The organism is Lentzea sp. DG1S-22, from assembly GCF_036321065.1.
Taxonomy (GTDB): domain Bacteria; phylum Actinomycetota; class Actinomycetes; order Mycobacteriales; family Pseudonocardiaceae; genus Lentzea; species Lentzea jiangxiensis.
Genome location: NZ_CP143276.1, coordinates 3,134,955 through 3,148,243, shown reverse-complemented (window position 1 = coordinate 3,148,243; position 13,289 = coordinate 3,134,955). Strand labels below are relative to the sequence as shown.

Here is a 13,289-nt window from a genome sequence, read left to right as displayed (position 1 = left end):
TCACAGTTTCCACCACAGCGCGGTGTCCGGCGGGAGGAGCAGCTGCCCGTCGCGCACCCCGTAGTACGACGACGCCAGCAGCACCGACCCCGGGTCCGGCAGCTCGACGACCGAGCCCGACAGGTTCACCGCGCACGCGACGCCGTCCCGCTCGAACCACAGCACGTCCGCCGGACCGTCGACCCACGTGATGTCCACGCCCGTGGCCGGGTTCTCGCGGCGCACGCGCAAAGCGTTGCGGTAGAAGGACAACATCGAGTCCTGGTCGCTCGACTGCGTCTCCACGCTGAGCTTCGCCCAGTCCGCGGGCTGCGGCAGCCACGACCCGCCCGTGCCGAACCCGAGCGACGGCCCGGTAGCGGTCCACGGCAGCGGCACGCGGCAGCCGTCGCGACCGCGCTCGGTGTGCCCGGACCGCTCCCACATCGGGTCCTGCAGCACCTCGTCCGGCAGGTCCAGCACCTCGGGCAGCCCGAGTTCCTCGCCCTGGTACAGGTACACCGAGCCCGGCAGCGCCAGCATCAACGCCAGCGCGGCGCGCGCACGCCGCACACCGGTCTCGCCGCCGCCGTAGCGCGTCACGTGCCGTTGCACGTCGTGGTTCGACAGCACCCAGGTGGTCGGCGCTCCGGCGGGGGCCACCGCCGCGAGCGACGAGTCGATGACCGACCGCAACGCCCCGAACTCCCACTCCGCCGTGAGGTAGTGGAAGTTGAACGCCTGGTGCATCTCGTCGGGACGCAGGTACATGGCCGTCCGTTCGGCAGAAGGCGTCCACGCCTCCGCCACGAGCACACGCTGCCCCTCGTACGAGTCGACGATTTCGCGCCACTCGCGGTGGATCTCGTGCACACCGTCCTGGTCGAAGAACGGCAGCGGCTCGGTGCCCAGCAGCTTGAGCTGGTCGGCGTGACCGATGTCGGGCAGCCCCGGCGCCTTGACCATCCCGTGCGCCACGTCCACCCGGAACCCGTCGACGCCCAGGTCGAGCCAGAACCGCAGCACGTCGCGGAACTCCGCGCGCACCTCCGGGAGCTCCCAGTTGAGGTCGGGCTGCTCCGGCGCGAACAGGTGCAGGTACCAGGACCCGTCCTCCACCCGCGTCCAGGCGGGCCCGCCGAAGACCGACTCCCAGTCGTTCGGCGGCTGGTCGCCGGCACCCTCCCGGAAGATGTAGCGCTCGCGGTTGCGGCCGGCCAACGCCTCCTGGAACCAGACGTGCTGGTCGGAGCTGTGGTTCGGCACGATGTCGACGATCACGCGGATGCCGAGCGAGTGCGCGTCGTCGACCAACGCGCGCACGTCGTCCAGGTCGCCGAACTGGGGGTCCACGGCGCGGTAGTCCGCGACGTCGTAGCCGCCGTCCGCCATCGGCGACGCGTAGAACGGGGTGATCCAGACCGCGTCGACGCCCAGGTCGCGCAGGTGGGGCAGGCGCGAGCGGATGCCGGGCAGGTCACCGACGCCGTCGCCGTTCGAGTCGGCGAAGCTGCGCACGTAGACCTGGTAGATGACGGCGTGTCGCCACCAGTCCTGGGACATGTCCATGCCTTCCGATGGGGTGTGTCAGCGGTCCAGGAAAGACGTTGCAAAAGTTTTCCGCAAGTCCGCTTGAAGATTCCTGGAGCAGACCACCTTAGCTTGCAAACTTTTGCAGGGGTCGAAATTGCGTTGCGCCGCCTGCACACCATCCGTCAGAGTGATCGCAACGAACCGGAGGAAGGAGCCAGCCGTGATGCAACAGATGCGCCATCAGCACGACTGGTGCTCCTCGGCATGAGGTGAACTCATGTCCCGGGGAGCCGTCCCGTCGCCATCGCGACGAGGCGGCTTTTTTGATGCCCGTTGGTCCAATTGGCACGGACACCGCGCTCTGAACGCGGAGATCGAGGTTCGAACCCTCGACGGGCAGCCGTGACCGAAGCCGAAGCAGTCGAGGCGCCAGGTTGTGGTCCTGGTCGAAGCCGGTGCGAGTCCGGTCGGTCACTCCAGCGCGCGGGATCCGGCGATCACCTGGGCCTCATGAGCCCGGGGTGCCTGGTTCGACACCAGGACGCGCGACCGGCAACGGCAGGAAGGCGTCGTGCAGGGCACCGTTGGTGGCCGGCACGACGTCCTCCTCCACCACCGCCACCCGGCCGCCCGCCTCCTCCACGAGCACCGGCAGGCACACCAGGTCGAACTCGTCCAGCCCGGCGCCCGCCGCGACGACGGCGTCCACCTCGCCGCTGATCAGGCTCAGCACCGGGACTCCGCTGTCGACGACGACGCACTGCGGCAGCACGGGTTTCTTCTTGCCGTGCAGGCACACACGCGCACCGTTCACTTCGTCCCTTGTGGATACTCGGGCGATCTCTTCTCGTTCACCGCGGAAGATCCGGCATCCGATCCCCCGGCCGGCGGCCATCGTGACGCTCAGCGAGGGAAGGGCGGAGACGACCGGTGCTCCTTCCAGCGCCAGGTCCACCGAGTACTCCGGCCGCCCGGCCACGAAGCCCGCCGTGCCGCTGATCGGGTCGACCAGCCACCGGCGGCCCGAGGTACCCGCGCTCGGGACGTTCCTCTCCCGCAACGGCGTCCTCGGGCACCGCCTCCGCGAGCAACCGCCGCACCAGGTCCTCCACCGCGAGGCCGGCCGAGGTGACCTCGCTGCCGTCTGCCCTGCGCCACAACCGGAAACGGCGCCCGGCGAACTCCCGCTCCGCCACGTGGACGCCGAGGTCCTGCTGGCGCTGTCCCCTTCCCGCGGCCGGACGCCGGACTTCCTCAGCCCGCGCCCGCTGACGCCGTTCACCCGGATCGAGGATGAATTCGCCGCACTGCGCGAGATCTCCACGCGAGCGGGGTGTTCGGCGCGCTGGAGACCTGCTGGGAGGTCGCGTCGGCCGGCCACTGGGACCGGGTGCGCGCGGTGCTGGAAGCCGACATCGCCCACCGCGGCCGTGAGATGGCCCGGCACGGACTCGCCACGATGCTCGGCGGCCTCTCCGAGCGGATCAGCTTCCCGGGCCCCGCCGCGCTGGCCGCGGTGCTCGGCCGGGTGCGCGCGGACCTGCTGACCGCGCTGGCGTGACCGCACTCGTCCACTGGCCTCGCATCGCCACGGCCGCAGCGTCGTGTACGCGAGGACGGAACTCGGCCTCGTCTCCCACTCCGTGGAACGGGGAAGCGATGCCGCGCGCCGTCCGTTGGCAAGGACATGAGCTTCGCTGAGGACTGGCAGACCTGGAAGACGGAACGGGAGAAGAGCCTGGCCGACCCGTACGGGTGGCTCGCGCTGGTCTCTCTCGACTGGCTGGAGACGACTCCACGCGCCTATGACGGCCTACCGGGCGAGTGGTGGCAAGACGACGACGCTGCCTACTGGCGCCACGAGGACGAGACCCAGCGCTTCGAGCTCGTCCAGAGCGGTGCCGGCACCCGCGTCGAGGCAGGCGACGTGGAGATCGAGATCGCCCGCCGCGGCGGGTACCTGATCCGCGTCCACGACCCCAAGGCCGAGGTGCTCGGGAACTTCAGGGGCGTGCCCGCCTACGAGCCGCAGGAGAAGTGGGTGCTGGAGGGCGAGTACGAGCCGTTCGACACCCCCGTCCCGACGACGGTCGGCGCCGTGGTCGAGGGCCTCAGCCACGTCTACGAGGCGCCGGGTCGTGTGCGGTTCAGCTACAACGGCGCCGACCACACACTTACGGCCTTCAACGGCCACAACGGTGGATTGAGCATCCTGTTCACCGACGGGACCAGCGGCGTCACCACGTACGCGACGAACCGGCAGATCGCCGCCACGCCGCGCGACGGCAAGGTGGTGCTCGACTTCAACCGCGCGACGAACCTGCCGTGCGCGTTCACCGACTTCGCCACCTGCCCGCTGCCGCCCGCGGGCAACCACCTGCCGTTCAGCGTCGAGGCGGGGGAGAAGACGCCCTACGAGCGCGCCTAGAAGAACTCGTCGAGCAAGCGGTACCACTCCAGCAGTCCGGGGCGGGGGGTGAGGCCGTAGGCGCGGTCGAACGCGCCTACGGCCTCTTCGCCCACTTCCCGGTGCGCCAGCGCGATGTCGCGGTGCCGGTCGGACACGCCGAGCCGCCCCACGTCGATCAGCACGGTAGAACCGTCCGGGCGCAGCAGCACGTTCGGCGGGCAGAAGTCGCCGTGCGCGACCACGAGGTCCTCTTCGCGGGGCGCCGTGCCGGCCAGCCGCTCCAGCAACTCCTCCGGCGTGCTGCCGAGGTTGTCGTCGTCGAAGTCGTCCGGGTCCACCAGGCCTGCCTCGACGTTGCGCCGCGCCTGCTCCAGCAGCACGGGGACCCGTGCGTCGTAGGGGCAGGAGTCCACCGGGAGCGAGTGCAGCGACCGCAGCACCTCGCCCAGGACGGTCGCCGCGAGCACCGGGTCCGCGGTGGCCAGCGACGGTGCGCCGACGTCGGCCAGCACCAGCCAGCCGTCGGCGAACGCCCTGATCTCCGGCACCTCGCGGTGCCGGCCCAGCCACAGCAGCCGGTCGCGTTCGTCCACCCCGGCGCGCTTGACGTAGCTGGAGCCCACCCGCCAGACGTCGCCGGACAGCCCTTCGTGCTCGTCGGACCACACCGCGTCCGGACCGACCGCGCGCAAGACCTCGTCGGGGATGTCCACGTGGTCATCCTGCCCGGAGGTCACTCGCAGGCGATGCCGTCCTTGTCGTTGTCCAGGCCGTAGATGTCCGAGCCGATGACGCGGATCGGGCCTGACACGTACGCGGGCCCGTTGCCGCTGCCGCCGGCGCAGTCCACGTCGGACGCGATCGGCACGCAACCGCTGTAGTTCGGGTCGCACGAGGGCTTGGGCGCGGGCTGCGGCGCCGGCTGGGGCTGCGGCTGAGGCTTCGGCTGGGGTTGCGGCTGGGGCTGGGGTTGCGGCTTCGGCTGGGCGACCGCGGCGGGAGTGGTGGTCGTCGTGGTCGTGGTCGTAGTTGTGGTGGTCGTCGTGGTCGTCGTGGTGGTGGTGCTGGACGGCACGGTGGTGGTCGTGGTCGCAGTCGGTGAGATGGTCGTCGTGAGAGTGGCCGCGCTGCCCCTGTCGGGCGAACCGCCGACCACCGCCCCGATGACGCCGATCGCGAAGAAGAACGCGAGCAGGCCGGCGGCGGTGATCGCCACCGGCGCCACCCACCTGCGCCGCGCCGCCACGGGGACGACGGCGCCCTGGGGCACCTGCCGCGGCATCCGCAGGAAGATCTGCAGCAACCCGTTGCCGCCGAGCTGGACGAACGCGGCACTGCCCGTCGACCCGCCCCCGGACTCCACGTGCATCAGCACGGGCGCGTACCGCCGCGACATCAGGGCGGTCAGCTCGCCGACGCGCTGCCCGTCGAGCCGCACCTCGATCCCGCGCTGCCCCCGGTGCTTCCCGGCGGCGATCGTGCACCACGTCAGGTGGACGGCCACGTGCCGCGTGACGCCGTCCGGAACGGCGTACCGCGCCAGGACGTCCTGGTGGTGCTGTTCGCCGGTGACGGTCACCGTCACCTCGCCGGGGACCATCACCAGACCGGCGGCCGAGTTCTCGATCACTGTCGCAACTCCCTCGGAGGTGGGTGGGTACGCCTGACCATCGAGGACTTGCACGAGGTGTTACCGACAGTGCTGCAAGGTTGTGCCGAAAGAGTGAAAAGCAGTCGAAGACCGTCACGGATGGTGGGCGATCACCGATGTAAGGGAGTTCCGCCGGAGTCAGGCGCTGGCGCGGCGGACCAGCGACGTCGGCAGCAGCAGCGACGGCGGCAGCCCGGCCTCACCGGCGAGCTCCGCGAGCAGCCGCCACGTCATCGTGCGGCCCAGCTCCTCGACGTCCTGCCGGATCGTCGTGAGCGGCGGCGTGGCGGTCGCGGCGAACACCGAGTCGTCGAACCCGACCACCGCGACGTCCTCGGGAATGCGCTTGCCCTGCGCGTGCAGCACCTGCAGCGCGCCGAGCGCCATGATGTCCGCGGCCACGAACACCGCGTCGAGGTCCGGTGCCTTGCGCAGCAGGCGTTCCATCGCCCGTGCACCGCTCTCGGGCGTGAAGTCGCCGTGCGCCACCAGGTTCGAGGACAGCCTGGCCTCGCTCAGGCCGCGCTTGAAGCCGCTCAGGCGGTCCGCTCCCACGGCCATGTCCTTCGGCCCGGCGACGGTGGCGATCCGCTTGCGCCCCAACGACGCCAGGTGCCGCGCGGCCTCCAGGGCGCCGGTGAAGTTGTCGGCGTCGACGAACGGGACGGTCGTGCCGAGCGGCCGTCCACCGGAGACCACCGGCAGGCCGATCTCGGCGAGCATCGGCACCAGCGGGTCCTCGCCGTGCAGGCTGACCAGCAACGCCCCGTCGACGTGGCCGCTGCTCAGGTACGTCACCAGGTCGCTCGTGTCGGTCGGCTGGCTCATCATCAGCAGCAGCTGCATGTGCCGGCCGGCCAGTTCGGAGTGGACGCCGCGCAGGACACCGGCGAAGAACGGGTCGGCCAGCACGCGGCCGGTCGGTTCGGAGACCACGAGGGCGATCGCGTTCGCGCGGTTGCCGGCGAGGGCCCGTGCCGCCTGGTTGGGGGAGTAGCCCAGCTGCGCGATGGCGGCGTGGACGGCCTCGCGGGCCTTCGCGCTGACGTACTGCTCGTCGTTGATCACGCGCGAGACGGTCGACTTCGACACCCCGGCGACCCTCGCGACCTCTTCGATCCGGGGGCCGGGACGTCGCTTCGCCGTCTCGGTCATGCGGTCATCTTAGGCTGCCTGGCCGGTCCATGATCTGCTCAGGTCCATCTTCGTCCTCCCTCTGCACTCCGGGTGGGAGACAAGTTTCGAAGATCGTCCGCACAAATTCCGCACAGCGCCGGCGAGTTCTGGCACCATGCCCTGCGAGGAGGGTCAGTGCGGTATCGGCTTCTTGGGCCGCTGCAGATCTGGCGTGGGGGCGAGGAACTGCGGCTGGGTGGACCCCGGCAACGGGCACTGCTGGCAGCGCTGGCACTGCACGCGGGTGAGACGGTCAGTTTTGAACACCTGAGCGACGCGGTGTGGGAATCCCCGCCCGCCGCTCCCGAATCGAACATCCGCACGTACGTCGCGGCGTTGCGCAAACTCGTGCCGGACGACCTCGTCACCGTTCCCGGCGGCTACCGGCTCGTGGTGCCGTCCGAGGAGGTCGACGTCGGCGTCTTCACCCGGCTCTGCGCGGCGGGTGACGAGGCGTTGAAGCAGGGGGACCACCGGACGGCGGTCACGAGGTACGAGGAGGCCTTGGCGCTGTGGCGGGGCCCGGCGCTCGACGGCCTCACGGTCGGGCCGCGCCTGGAGGCCGAGCTCGCGCTGCTGCTGGAACGGCGGCTCACCGTCGCCGAGCAGCACGCGCGCCTGGCGATCGAGCTGGGGCAGGGCGAACGGCTGATCGCGGAACTGCGCCGCTTGACGAAGCAGTTCCCCTTGCGGGAACAGCTGTGGTTGCAGCTCATGCACGCGCTGCAGCGGGCGAACCGGCCCGCCGAGGCGTTGCAGGCGTTCGAGGACGTGCGGGTGCTGCTCGCCCACGAGCTCGGCACCGATCCCGGCAGCGACCTGCGGGAGCTGCACGCCCGGCTGCTGCGCGGCGACCAGCCCCGGCCCGCCCTGAACACGCTGCCGCGCGACGTCGCGGACTTCACCGGCCGCACCGCCGAGATCGACAGGCTGACCAGGGCGGTCACCGGTCGGTCGGCGGTCGTGATCTCCGCGATCGACGGCATGCCGGGCGTCGGCAAGACGACGCTCGCCGTCCACCTGGCACACCGCCTGGAGTACCCGGACGGTCAGCTGTTCATCGACCTGCACGCGCACACCGCCGGTCGTGCGCCCGTGGAACCGACCGACGCTCTCGACGTGCTGTTGCGCGCGCTCGGCCTCGAAGAGATCCCGGTGGGCCTGGACGAGCGGGCCGCGCTCTGGCGCGCGGAGCTGTCCCGCCTCAGGTTGCTGGTGGTGCTCGACAACGCGGCGAGCGCCGACCAGGTGCGGCCGCTGCTGCCGGGTGTGCCGGGCTCGCTCGTGCTGGTCACGTCGCGGACGCGGCTGGTCGAGCTGGAGGGCACCTCCACGCTCACGCTGGACGTGCTGTCCGAGGCGGAGGCGTTGCAGCTCTTCGCCACGATCGTCGGCGACGAACGCGGCACGGACCCCGCTGCCCGCGAGGTGGTCGAGCTGTGCGGCAGGCTGCCGCTGGCCGTGCGCCTGGCGGCCGGCCGGTTGCGCTCCCGTCCTACCTGGACCACCGCGCACCTCGCGACGCGGTTGCGCGAGGGACGATTATCCGAACTCGACGCGGTCTTCGCGTTGTCGTTCGGCCAGCTGCCCGCGGGGCACCAGCGGCTCTTCGCACTGCTGGGCCTGCACCACGGCACGGACTTCGACGTCCACCAGGCCGCGGCGCTGGGCGAGCTCGACCTGCTGGAGTGCGACGGGATGCTCGAGGACCTGGTCGACGTGCACCTGCTGGAGGCGACGACGCTCGGCCGCTACCGGATGCACGACCTGCTGCGGCAGTACGCGCAGTCCAAGGTGGACGGTTCGCGCGAACCGCTGACCAGGCTGCTCGACCACTTCCTCGACACCTCGAACCAGGCGACGCGGCTGATGTCGCCCGCCGCCCGCCGGTACGAGGTCGACACCACCTACCGGCCGCGGGCGCGGCTGGTGCTGCGCGACTACGACCACGCGGTCGAGTGGCTGGAGACCGAACGGCAGACGCTCGTCGCCGCCGTGGCCCTGTCGCTCGACGGCGACTGGCGCACACACACGTGGCAGCTCGCGCGCGCGTTGACGTTCTTCTGCATGGTTCGTGGCCATACGCGTGACTGGGCGACGATCAACGAGCTGGCGCTGGAAGCCGCGAAGGACGAGCCGGCCGCGCTCGCGATCACCACGAAGAACTACGCGATGGTGTTCTGGCAGACCGCGCAGTACCCCAGGGCGATCCACTACAACGAGCGCGCGATCGAGATGCTCCGCGAGCTGGGCGACCTGCAGGGCGTGGCGGGCACGCTGAACAACCTCTCACTGGTCTACCGCACCCTCGGCCGGCACGCCGAGGCCGCCGACCTGCTCGAACAGGCGATCACGGTGGCGCGCGAGCTCGGCGACCGGCACCTCGAGTCGCAGGCGATGAGCAACGTCAGCAACATCTACAGCGCTCTCGGCCGCTACGACGAGGCGCTGCAGGCGTGCACGTCCGCGCTGGCGTTGATGCGCGAGATGGGCAGCCGCCGCGACGAAGCGGACACGCAGAGCGCGCTGGGCATGATCCTGCACGCCATGGGCAGGCACGACGAGGCGCTGGAGGCGCTGGAGTCGGCGCTGGCGGCCGTGCGCGCGATCGGTGACGTGACGACCGAGACGGTGGTGCTGAACTACCTCGGCGAGGTGCTGACGGCCGCCGGGCGGCCGCAGGAGGCCATGGCGCCCTTGCGGGAGGCGCTCGACCTCGCGGAACGGATCGACGACCGCCGGGAGGCCGCCAACGCGCACAAGCACCTGGCGAAGGCGGTGGCGGACCCCTTCGAGGCCGCCCGGCACCAGGAGGAGGCCGACGAGCGGTTCGCGGCGCTGGGAGCCGGGTGACCGCGGCCCCGGCTTCCCGCCGGGGACCACCGCGCCGCGCGGCAGCCCGTCCCGCAGCAACGGCAACAACCCCGGGTGCTTGCGCGCGGCCCGTAGACGACCTCGTCACCCAGGCCGCACCACGCCGCCGCGACCGCCTGCCCGTCGACCCACAGGTACCCCTCGACGTAGACGCCGTCCCGGTGCCTGGCCGCCTCGCTGAAGGCGTCGCTGAACGTGACCTGCGGCTGCAGCCGCGTGCGGGCGCAACTGTGGCGGGTGCGTTTCACGCGCGCTGACCTTCCCATGCCGACCAGACCGTTGCCGTTCGTGGCGGACCTGCCTGATGACGGCCGGAAGCGACATCATCCGGCGGCGAGTGCGTCGGCACGCTGCCGGGCGAGGTGGTCCTCCGCCCCGGCCATCAGGGCGTCGAGGTGGTCGCGCGTGGTGAGCAAGGCCGAAACCTGCGCGTCGATCCGCTCACGCTCACGTCGCATCACTTCCAGCGTCTGCACGGTGATGTCATCCGAGGGGGTGTCGACGCACGGCAGCAACGCGGCGATCGTCTCGCTCGACAGACCGGCGTCGAACAGCCGACGAAGCATGTGCACGCGGTCCACCGCGTCGTCCGGATAGAGCCGATGCGCTCCCGTCGTCCGGACGGAGGTCAGCAGGCCGCGCTGCTCGTAGTACCGGAGCGAGCGGATGCTGACGCCCGTGCGGGCCGACAGCTCGCCGATGCGCATCCGCTGGTCTTCTCCGCCCACTGTAACCTCCCCCACTTCTCATTGAACCTGACATCCGTGTCAGATTTTACCCTGCGATCGGAACCACGGCAGAAAAGGACACCATCGTGGACATCGCGGGATCGGTCGCATTGGTCACCGGGGCCAATCGCGGCCTCGGCCGGGAATTCGTCGAACAACTGAGGGAGCGGGGCGCCAAGAAGGTGTACGCCGCCGCGCGCGACACCAGCACCATCACGACGCCGGGCGTCGTGCCCGTGGCGCTGGACGTGCTCGACCCGGACAGCGTCGAGCGGGTCGCCCGGCAGGCGGGGGATGTGACCCTGCTCGTCAACAACGCCGGGATCGCGACCGGCCAGAACCTCATCCGCGGCGACCTGGCGCAGGTCCGCCGGGAGATGGAGGTCAACTTCTTCGGCACGCTGACGGTCACCCGCGCCTTCGCCGACATCCTCGGCGGCAACGGTGGCGGGGCCATCGTCAACGTCCTGTCGGTGCTGTCCTGGTTCTCCTGGGACGGGGCCACGTCGTACTCGGCCGCGAAGGCGGCGGAGTGGAGCCTGACCGCCGGCACGCGCGTCGAACTCGCCGGGCAGGGCACGCAGGTGCTGGGCGTGCACCTCGGCTCCGCCGCCACCGACATGACGGCCGACTACGACGGGCCCAAGCTCGAGCCGAGCGAGGTCATCGGGGCCGCGCTCGACGGCCTGGCGGACGGCGCCGTCGAGGTCCTCGTGGACGAGTGGAGCCGGACCGCGAAAGCCGGCCTCGCCCAGGACCCGGCGGAGTTCTACGCCGCCGCCGCGCGCCCGATCCGGAAGCGCACGGCCGGGTAACCGGCCCGGACCCGGCGACCGGCCCGGCCGGTCACGGCGCCGGGTGGCATCGGCTTCGGGCGCGGCCACCCCGGAACCTGACCCGCACCTACACCGAGCTGGGCGGCGGCTCGCGCACGGTGACGCTGCCCGAGACGCGGTCGATCGCGAGCAGGCGCGAACGCCGAAAGCCCCGGCGGTCCGTGCGGACCGCCGGGACTTTCACTCACGCACGAGGCTCAGCCGACGACCGTCGCCCTCAGCTCGACCGCGTAGAAGCCGAACTCGAATACGGTGCAGGGCAGGGAGAAACCATCCCGCTCCTGCTCCGGGCCGGGCACGAACCGGATCTCCTCGATGTGGGCGTCGTTGCGCAGGTCGACATCGCCCACCCCGGCGAGGGTCACGTCGATCAGGTTCGACGCGTGCGCCGGCGGGCGCAAGCCGGAGAACTCCATGCGCCCACTCCGAGTCGTCGACGAGCGTGCGGAACGGCGCTTCGAGCCCGGCGAGCGCCGCCGTGAGCTCTTGCACGCGTTTCATGGTGCGCTGTCCGGGTGGGTTCCGCCGTCCGAAGTGGACTCGGGCGCTACGAGATCGTGATGGGGATGCTCATCCGCAGGGGTCCCGCCACACCGGTGATGACGCCGTTCTCGGCCTTCGGTCCGGCCTGCAGCCTCGCGCGGAACGTGATCGACTCTCCGGGTGCGAGGGTCTGCCCGCCCTCGCACGTCACGGTGCCCGTGCCCGCCGGACACCCGATCACCCCGGCCTGGACGTTGCCCGGTCCCACGGTCTTGATCTTCTCCGGCATGGTCAGCGTCAGCGCCGGCACGGTGGTGGGTGCCGAGCCGTTGTTGGTGATCTTGATGTCCATGTCGTCGGCCGGACCCTTGGTGGTCATGGCGATGCCGCTCGGTGCGCTGCTCGCGAGCTGGACGCCGCCGGGGCCCGCGGCCGTCGTCGTGGTGGTGACCGCCGCCTGGCCGGTGTTCGCGTTCGGCTGGGCGCCCTGGGTGGGCGCGGGACCGGCGGAGCCGGCCGTGGGGGCGCTGCCCGCGTTCTGGGGGGAGCCGGGCTGGTTGGCCGCGGTGGTGCCGGCCGTGGTGGTGATCGCCGGCGCGGCGCCGGGGGTGGAGTTGCCGGGGGTCTCCGAGGTGACGACGCCCGAGGCGGCGACGACCACGACCGCGGCGGCCGAGGCGGCGACGCCGAGCCACGAGGACGCCGTGAGGGTGACCGCGGCGCCCTTGGTCGCGGTCGCGGCGGCGGCCAGGTACCCGGCGGTGCCCGTGCCGAGGACGATCGGGGCGACCATGCCCCGCAGCGCGCCGTTGACGTCGGACAGCTCGCTGGCGAGCTTGCGGCACTCGGCGCAGGTGTCCATGTGCTCGTCGATGTGGACGGCGTCGCGGCCCTTCAGGCCTCCGCGCGTCCAGGCGCCCAGCTTCGTGACCGTCGGGCGGCACTGCTCCGACGGCTCCTGGTTGACGTGCGCCTGCAGGAACGCCTTGCGCAGGCCTTCGCGCGCACGGAACGCCATCGCGGAGACACCGTTCGGAGTCAAGCCCAGCAGCGGTGCGATCTCGCCGGGCGTCTGGCCCTCGATCGCGGTGTGCCACAGGACCGTCTGCCACCGCTCGGGCAGCGCCGCGAACGCCGTGGCCGCCAGCGTCTGGTCCAGGTCCTCGACGGCCTTGTCGCGGAACGGCACGCTCGTCACCTTGGTGGCGCCGGGAACCTCTTCCACGTCACCGGCCAGTTCGAGCCGCTTCTCCTTGCGGGTGCGGTCGTAGGCGGCGTGCCTCACGGCCGTCAGCAGGTACGGCCGGAACGCCGTGCCCGGACCGCCGCCGGACCGCAACGCCGCGAGCACCTTCGCGAACGCGTCCGACACGAGGTCGTCGGCGTCCGCCGGGGACGTGGACAACTGCATCGCCAGGAGGTTCGCGGAGCGCACGTGGCGTTCGTAGAGCTTGCCGTAGGCCTCGACCTGGCCGTCTCTGACGGCGTCGATCAGGTCGGAGTCCGACGGCGGTCGTCCGCGCTGCCCGATCAAAGAAAGCCGCCTTACCGCGTTGCTCAGCACTGATGTGCGGACCCTATCGACATGACTCAACGCGAACAATCCACGCATCCGAACC

At 71.2% G+C, this 13,289-nt stretch carries 12 protein-coding genes and 1 tRNA gene; 5 read left to right on the top strand and 8 right to left on the bottom strand.

Annotation, left to right across the window (positions count from 1 at the left end; genetic code table 11):
• The gene (locus V1227_RS13765; protein WP_329794020.1) at positions 1–1,542 is read right to left on the bottom strand and encodes a glycoside hydrolase family 13 protein; all 1,542 of its coding nucleotides are present in this window, start codon (positions 1,540–1,542) and stop codon (positions 1–3) included.
• A gap of 297 nt (positions 1,543–1,839) precedes the next feature.
• Here V1227_RS13765 and V1227_RS13760 point away from each other — a divergent pair.
• Positions 1,840–1,912: transfer RNA gene (locus V1227_RS13760), tRNA-Gln, on the top strand.
• Between the two features lie 108 nt (positions 1,913–2,020).
• Here V1227_RS13760 and V1227_RS13755 read toward each other — a convergent pair.
• Positions 2,021–2,572 carry an inositol monophosphatase family protein gene (locus V1227_RS13755; RefSeq protein WP_329792944.1) on the bottom strand — a complete coding sequence of 184 codons (552 nt, stop codon included), beginning with the start codon at positions 2,570–2,572 and terminating at the stop codon, positions 2,021–2,023.
• 273 nt (positions 2,573–2,845) lie between these two features.
• Between V1227_RS13755 and V1227_RS13750 the strand changes: the two genes are divergently transcribed.
• Complete coding sequence (locus V1227_RS13750; protein ID WP_329792943.1) at positions 2,846–3,073, top strand: hypothetical protein; 228 nt, start codon at positions 2,846–2,848, stop codon at positions 3,071–3,073.
• Positions 3,074–3,199: 126 nt separating this feature from the next.
• Positions 3,200–3,940 carry a DUF1684 domain-containing protein gene (locus V1227_RS13745; protein WP_329792942.1) on the top strand — a complete coding sequence of 247 codons (741 nt, stop codon included), beginning with the start codon at positions 3,200–3,202 and terminating at the stop codon, positions 3,938–3,940.
• On the opposite strand, the gene V1227_RS13740 is transcribed toward V1227_RS13745, so the two are convergent.
• From V1227_RS13740 to V1227_RS13730, 3 genes are all read right to left on the bottom strand, one after another.
• A complete protein-coding gene (locus V1227_RS13740; RefSeq protein ID WP_329792941.1) occupies positions 3,937–4,635 on the bottom strand; it encodes an aminoglycoside 3'-phosphotransferase in 699 nt (232 codons plus the stop codon). The genes V1227_RS13745 and V1227_RS13740 overlap by 4 nt on opposite strands.
• A 20-nt stretch (positions 4,636–4,655) precedes the next feature.
• On the bottom strand, positions 4,656–5,552 hold the full coding sequence (locus V1227_RS13735; RefSeq protein ID WP_329792940.1) for a hypothetical protein: 897 nt from the start codon (positions 5,550–5,552) through the stop codon (positions 4,656–4,658).
• A 159-nt stretch (positions 5,553–5,711) separates the two neighbouring features.
• Positions 5,712–6,728 carry a LacI family DNA-binding transcriptional regulator gene (locus V1227_RS13730; RefSeq protein WP_329792939.1) on the bottom strand — a complete coding sequence of 339 codons (1,017 nt, stop codon included), beginning with the start codon at positions 6,726–6,728 and terminating at the stop codon, positions 5,712–5,714.
• A gap of 156 nt (positions 6,729–6,884) precedes the next feature.
• Between V1227_RS13730 and V1227_RS13725 the strand changes: the two genes are divergently transcribed.
• Positions 6,885–9,602 carry an AfsR/SARP family transcriptional regulator gene (locus V1227_RS13725; protein WP_329792938.1) on the top strand — a complete coding sequence of 906 codons (2,718 nt, stop codon included), beginning with the start codon at positions 6,885–6,887 and terminating at the stop codon, positions 9,600–9,602.
• A gap of 344 nt (positions 9,603–9,946) precedes the next feature.
• Here V1227_RS13725 and V1227_RS13720 read toward each other — a convergent pair whose 3' ends face one another.
• Positions 9,947–10,330 (bottom strand): MerR family transcriptional regulator, encoded by a 384-nt coding sequence (locus V1227_RS13720; RefSeq protein WP_329792937.1) that lies wholly within the window; start codon positions 10,328–10,330, stop codon positions 9,947–9,949.
• A 107-nt stretch (positions 10,331–10,437) separates the two neighbouring features.
• Between V1227_RS13720 and V1227_RS13715 the strand changes: the two genes are divergently transcribed.
• Positions 10,438–11,166 (top strand): SDR family oxidoreductase, encoded by a 729-nt coding sequence (locus V1227_RS13715; protein WP_329792936.1) that lies wholly within the window; start codon positions 10,438–10,440, stop codon positions 11,164–11,166.
• Between the two features lie 218 nt (positions 11,167–11,384).
• Here the strand turns inward: V1227_RS13715 and V1227_RS13710 are convergent, their stop codons facing one another.
• Together V1227_RS13710 and V1227_RS13705 are read right to left on the bottom strand one after the other, a co-directional pair.
• A complete protein-coding gene (locus tag V1227_RS13710; RefSeq protein ID WP_329792935.1) occupies positions 11,385–11,603 on the bottom strand; it encodes a hypothetical protein in 219 nt (72 codons plus the stop codon).
• Between the two features lie 131 nt (positions 11,604–11,734).
• Positions 11,735–13,204, bottom strand: coding sequence for a sigma-70 family RNA polymerase sigma factor (locus V1227_RS13705; protein WP_329792934.1), 1,470 nt, complete (start codon positions 13,202–13,204; stop codon positions 11,735–11,737).
• Positions 13,205–13,289: the final 85 nt, after the last annotated feature.

Coding starts and splice junctions, on each gene's coding strand:
- V1227_RS13765 (WP_329794020.1), bottom strand. CDS start 1,542: ATGTCCCAGGACTGGTGGCGACACGCCGTCATCTACCAGGTCTACGTG.
- V1227_RS13745 (WP_329792942.1), top strand. CDS start 3,200: ATGAGCTTCGCTGAGGACTGGCAGACCTGGAAGACGGAACGGGAGAAG.
- V1227_RS13730 (WP_329792939.1), bottom strand. CDS start 6,728: ATGACCGAGACGGCGAAGCGACGTCCCGGCCCCCGGATCGAAGAGGTC.
- V1227_RS13720 (WP_329792937.1), bottom strand. CDS start 10,330: ATGCGCATCGGCGAGCTGTCGGCCCGCACGGGCGTCAGCATCCGCTCG.
- V1227_RS13710 (WP_329792935.1), bottom strand. CDS start 11,603: ATGGAGTTCTCCGGCTTGCGCCCGCCGGCGCACGCGTCGAACCTGATC.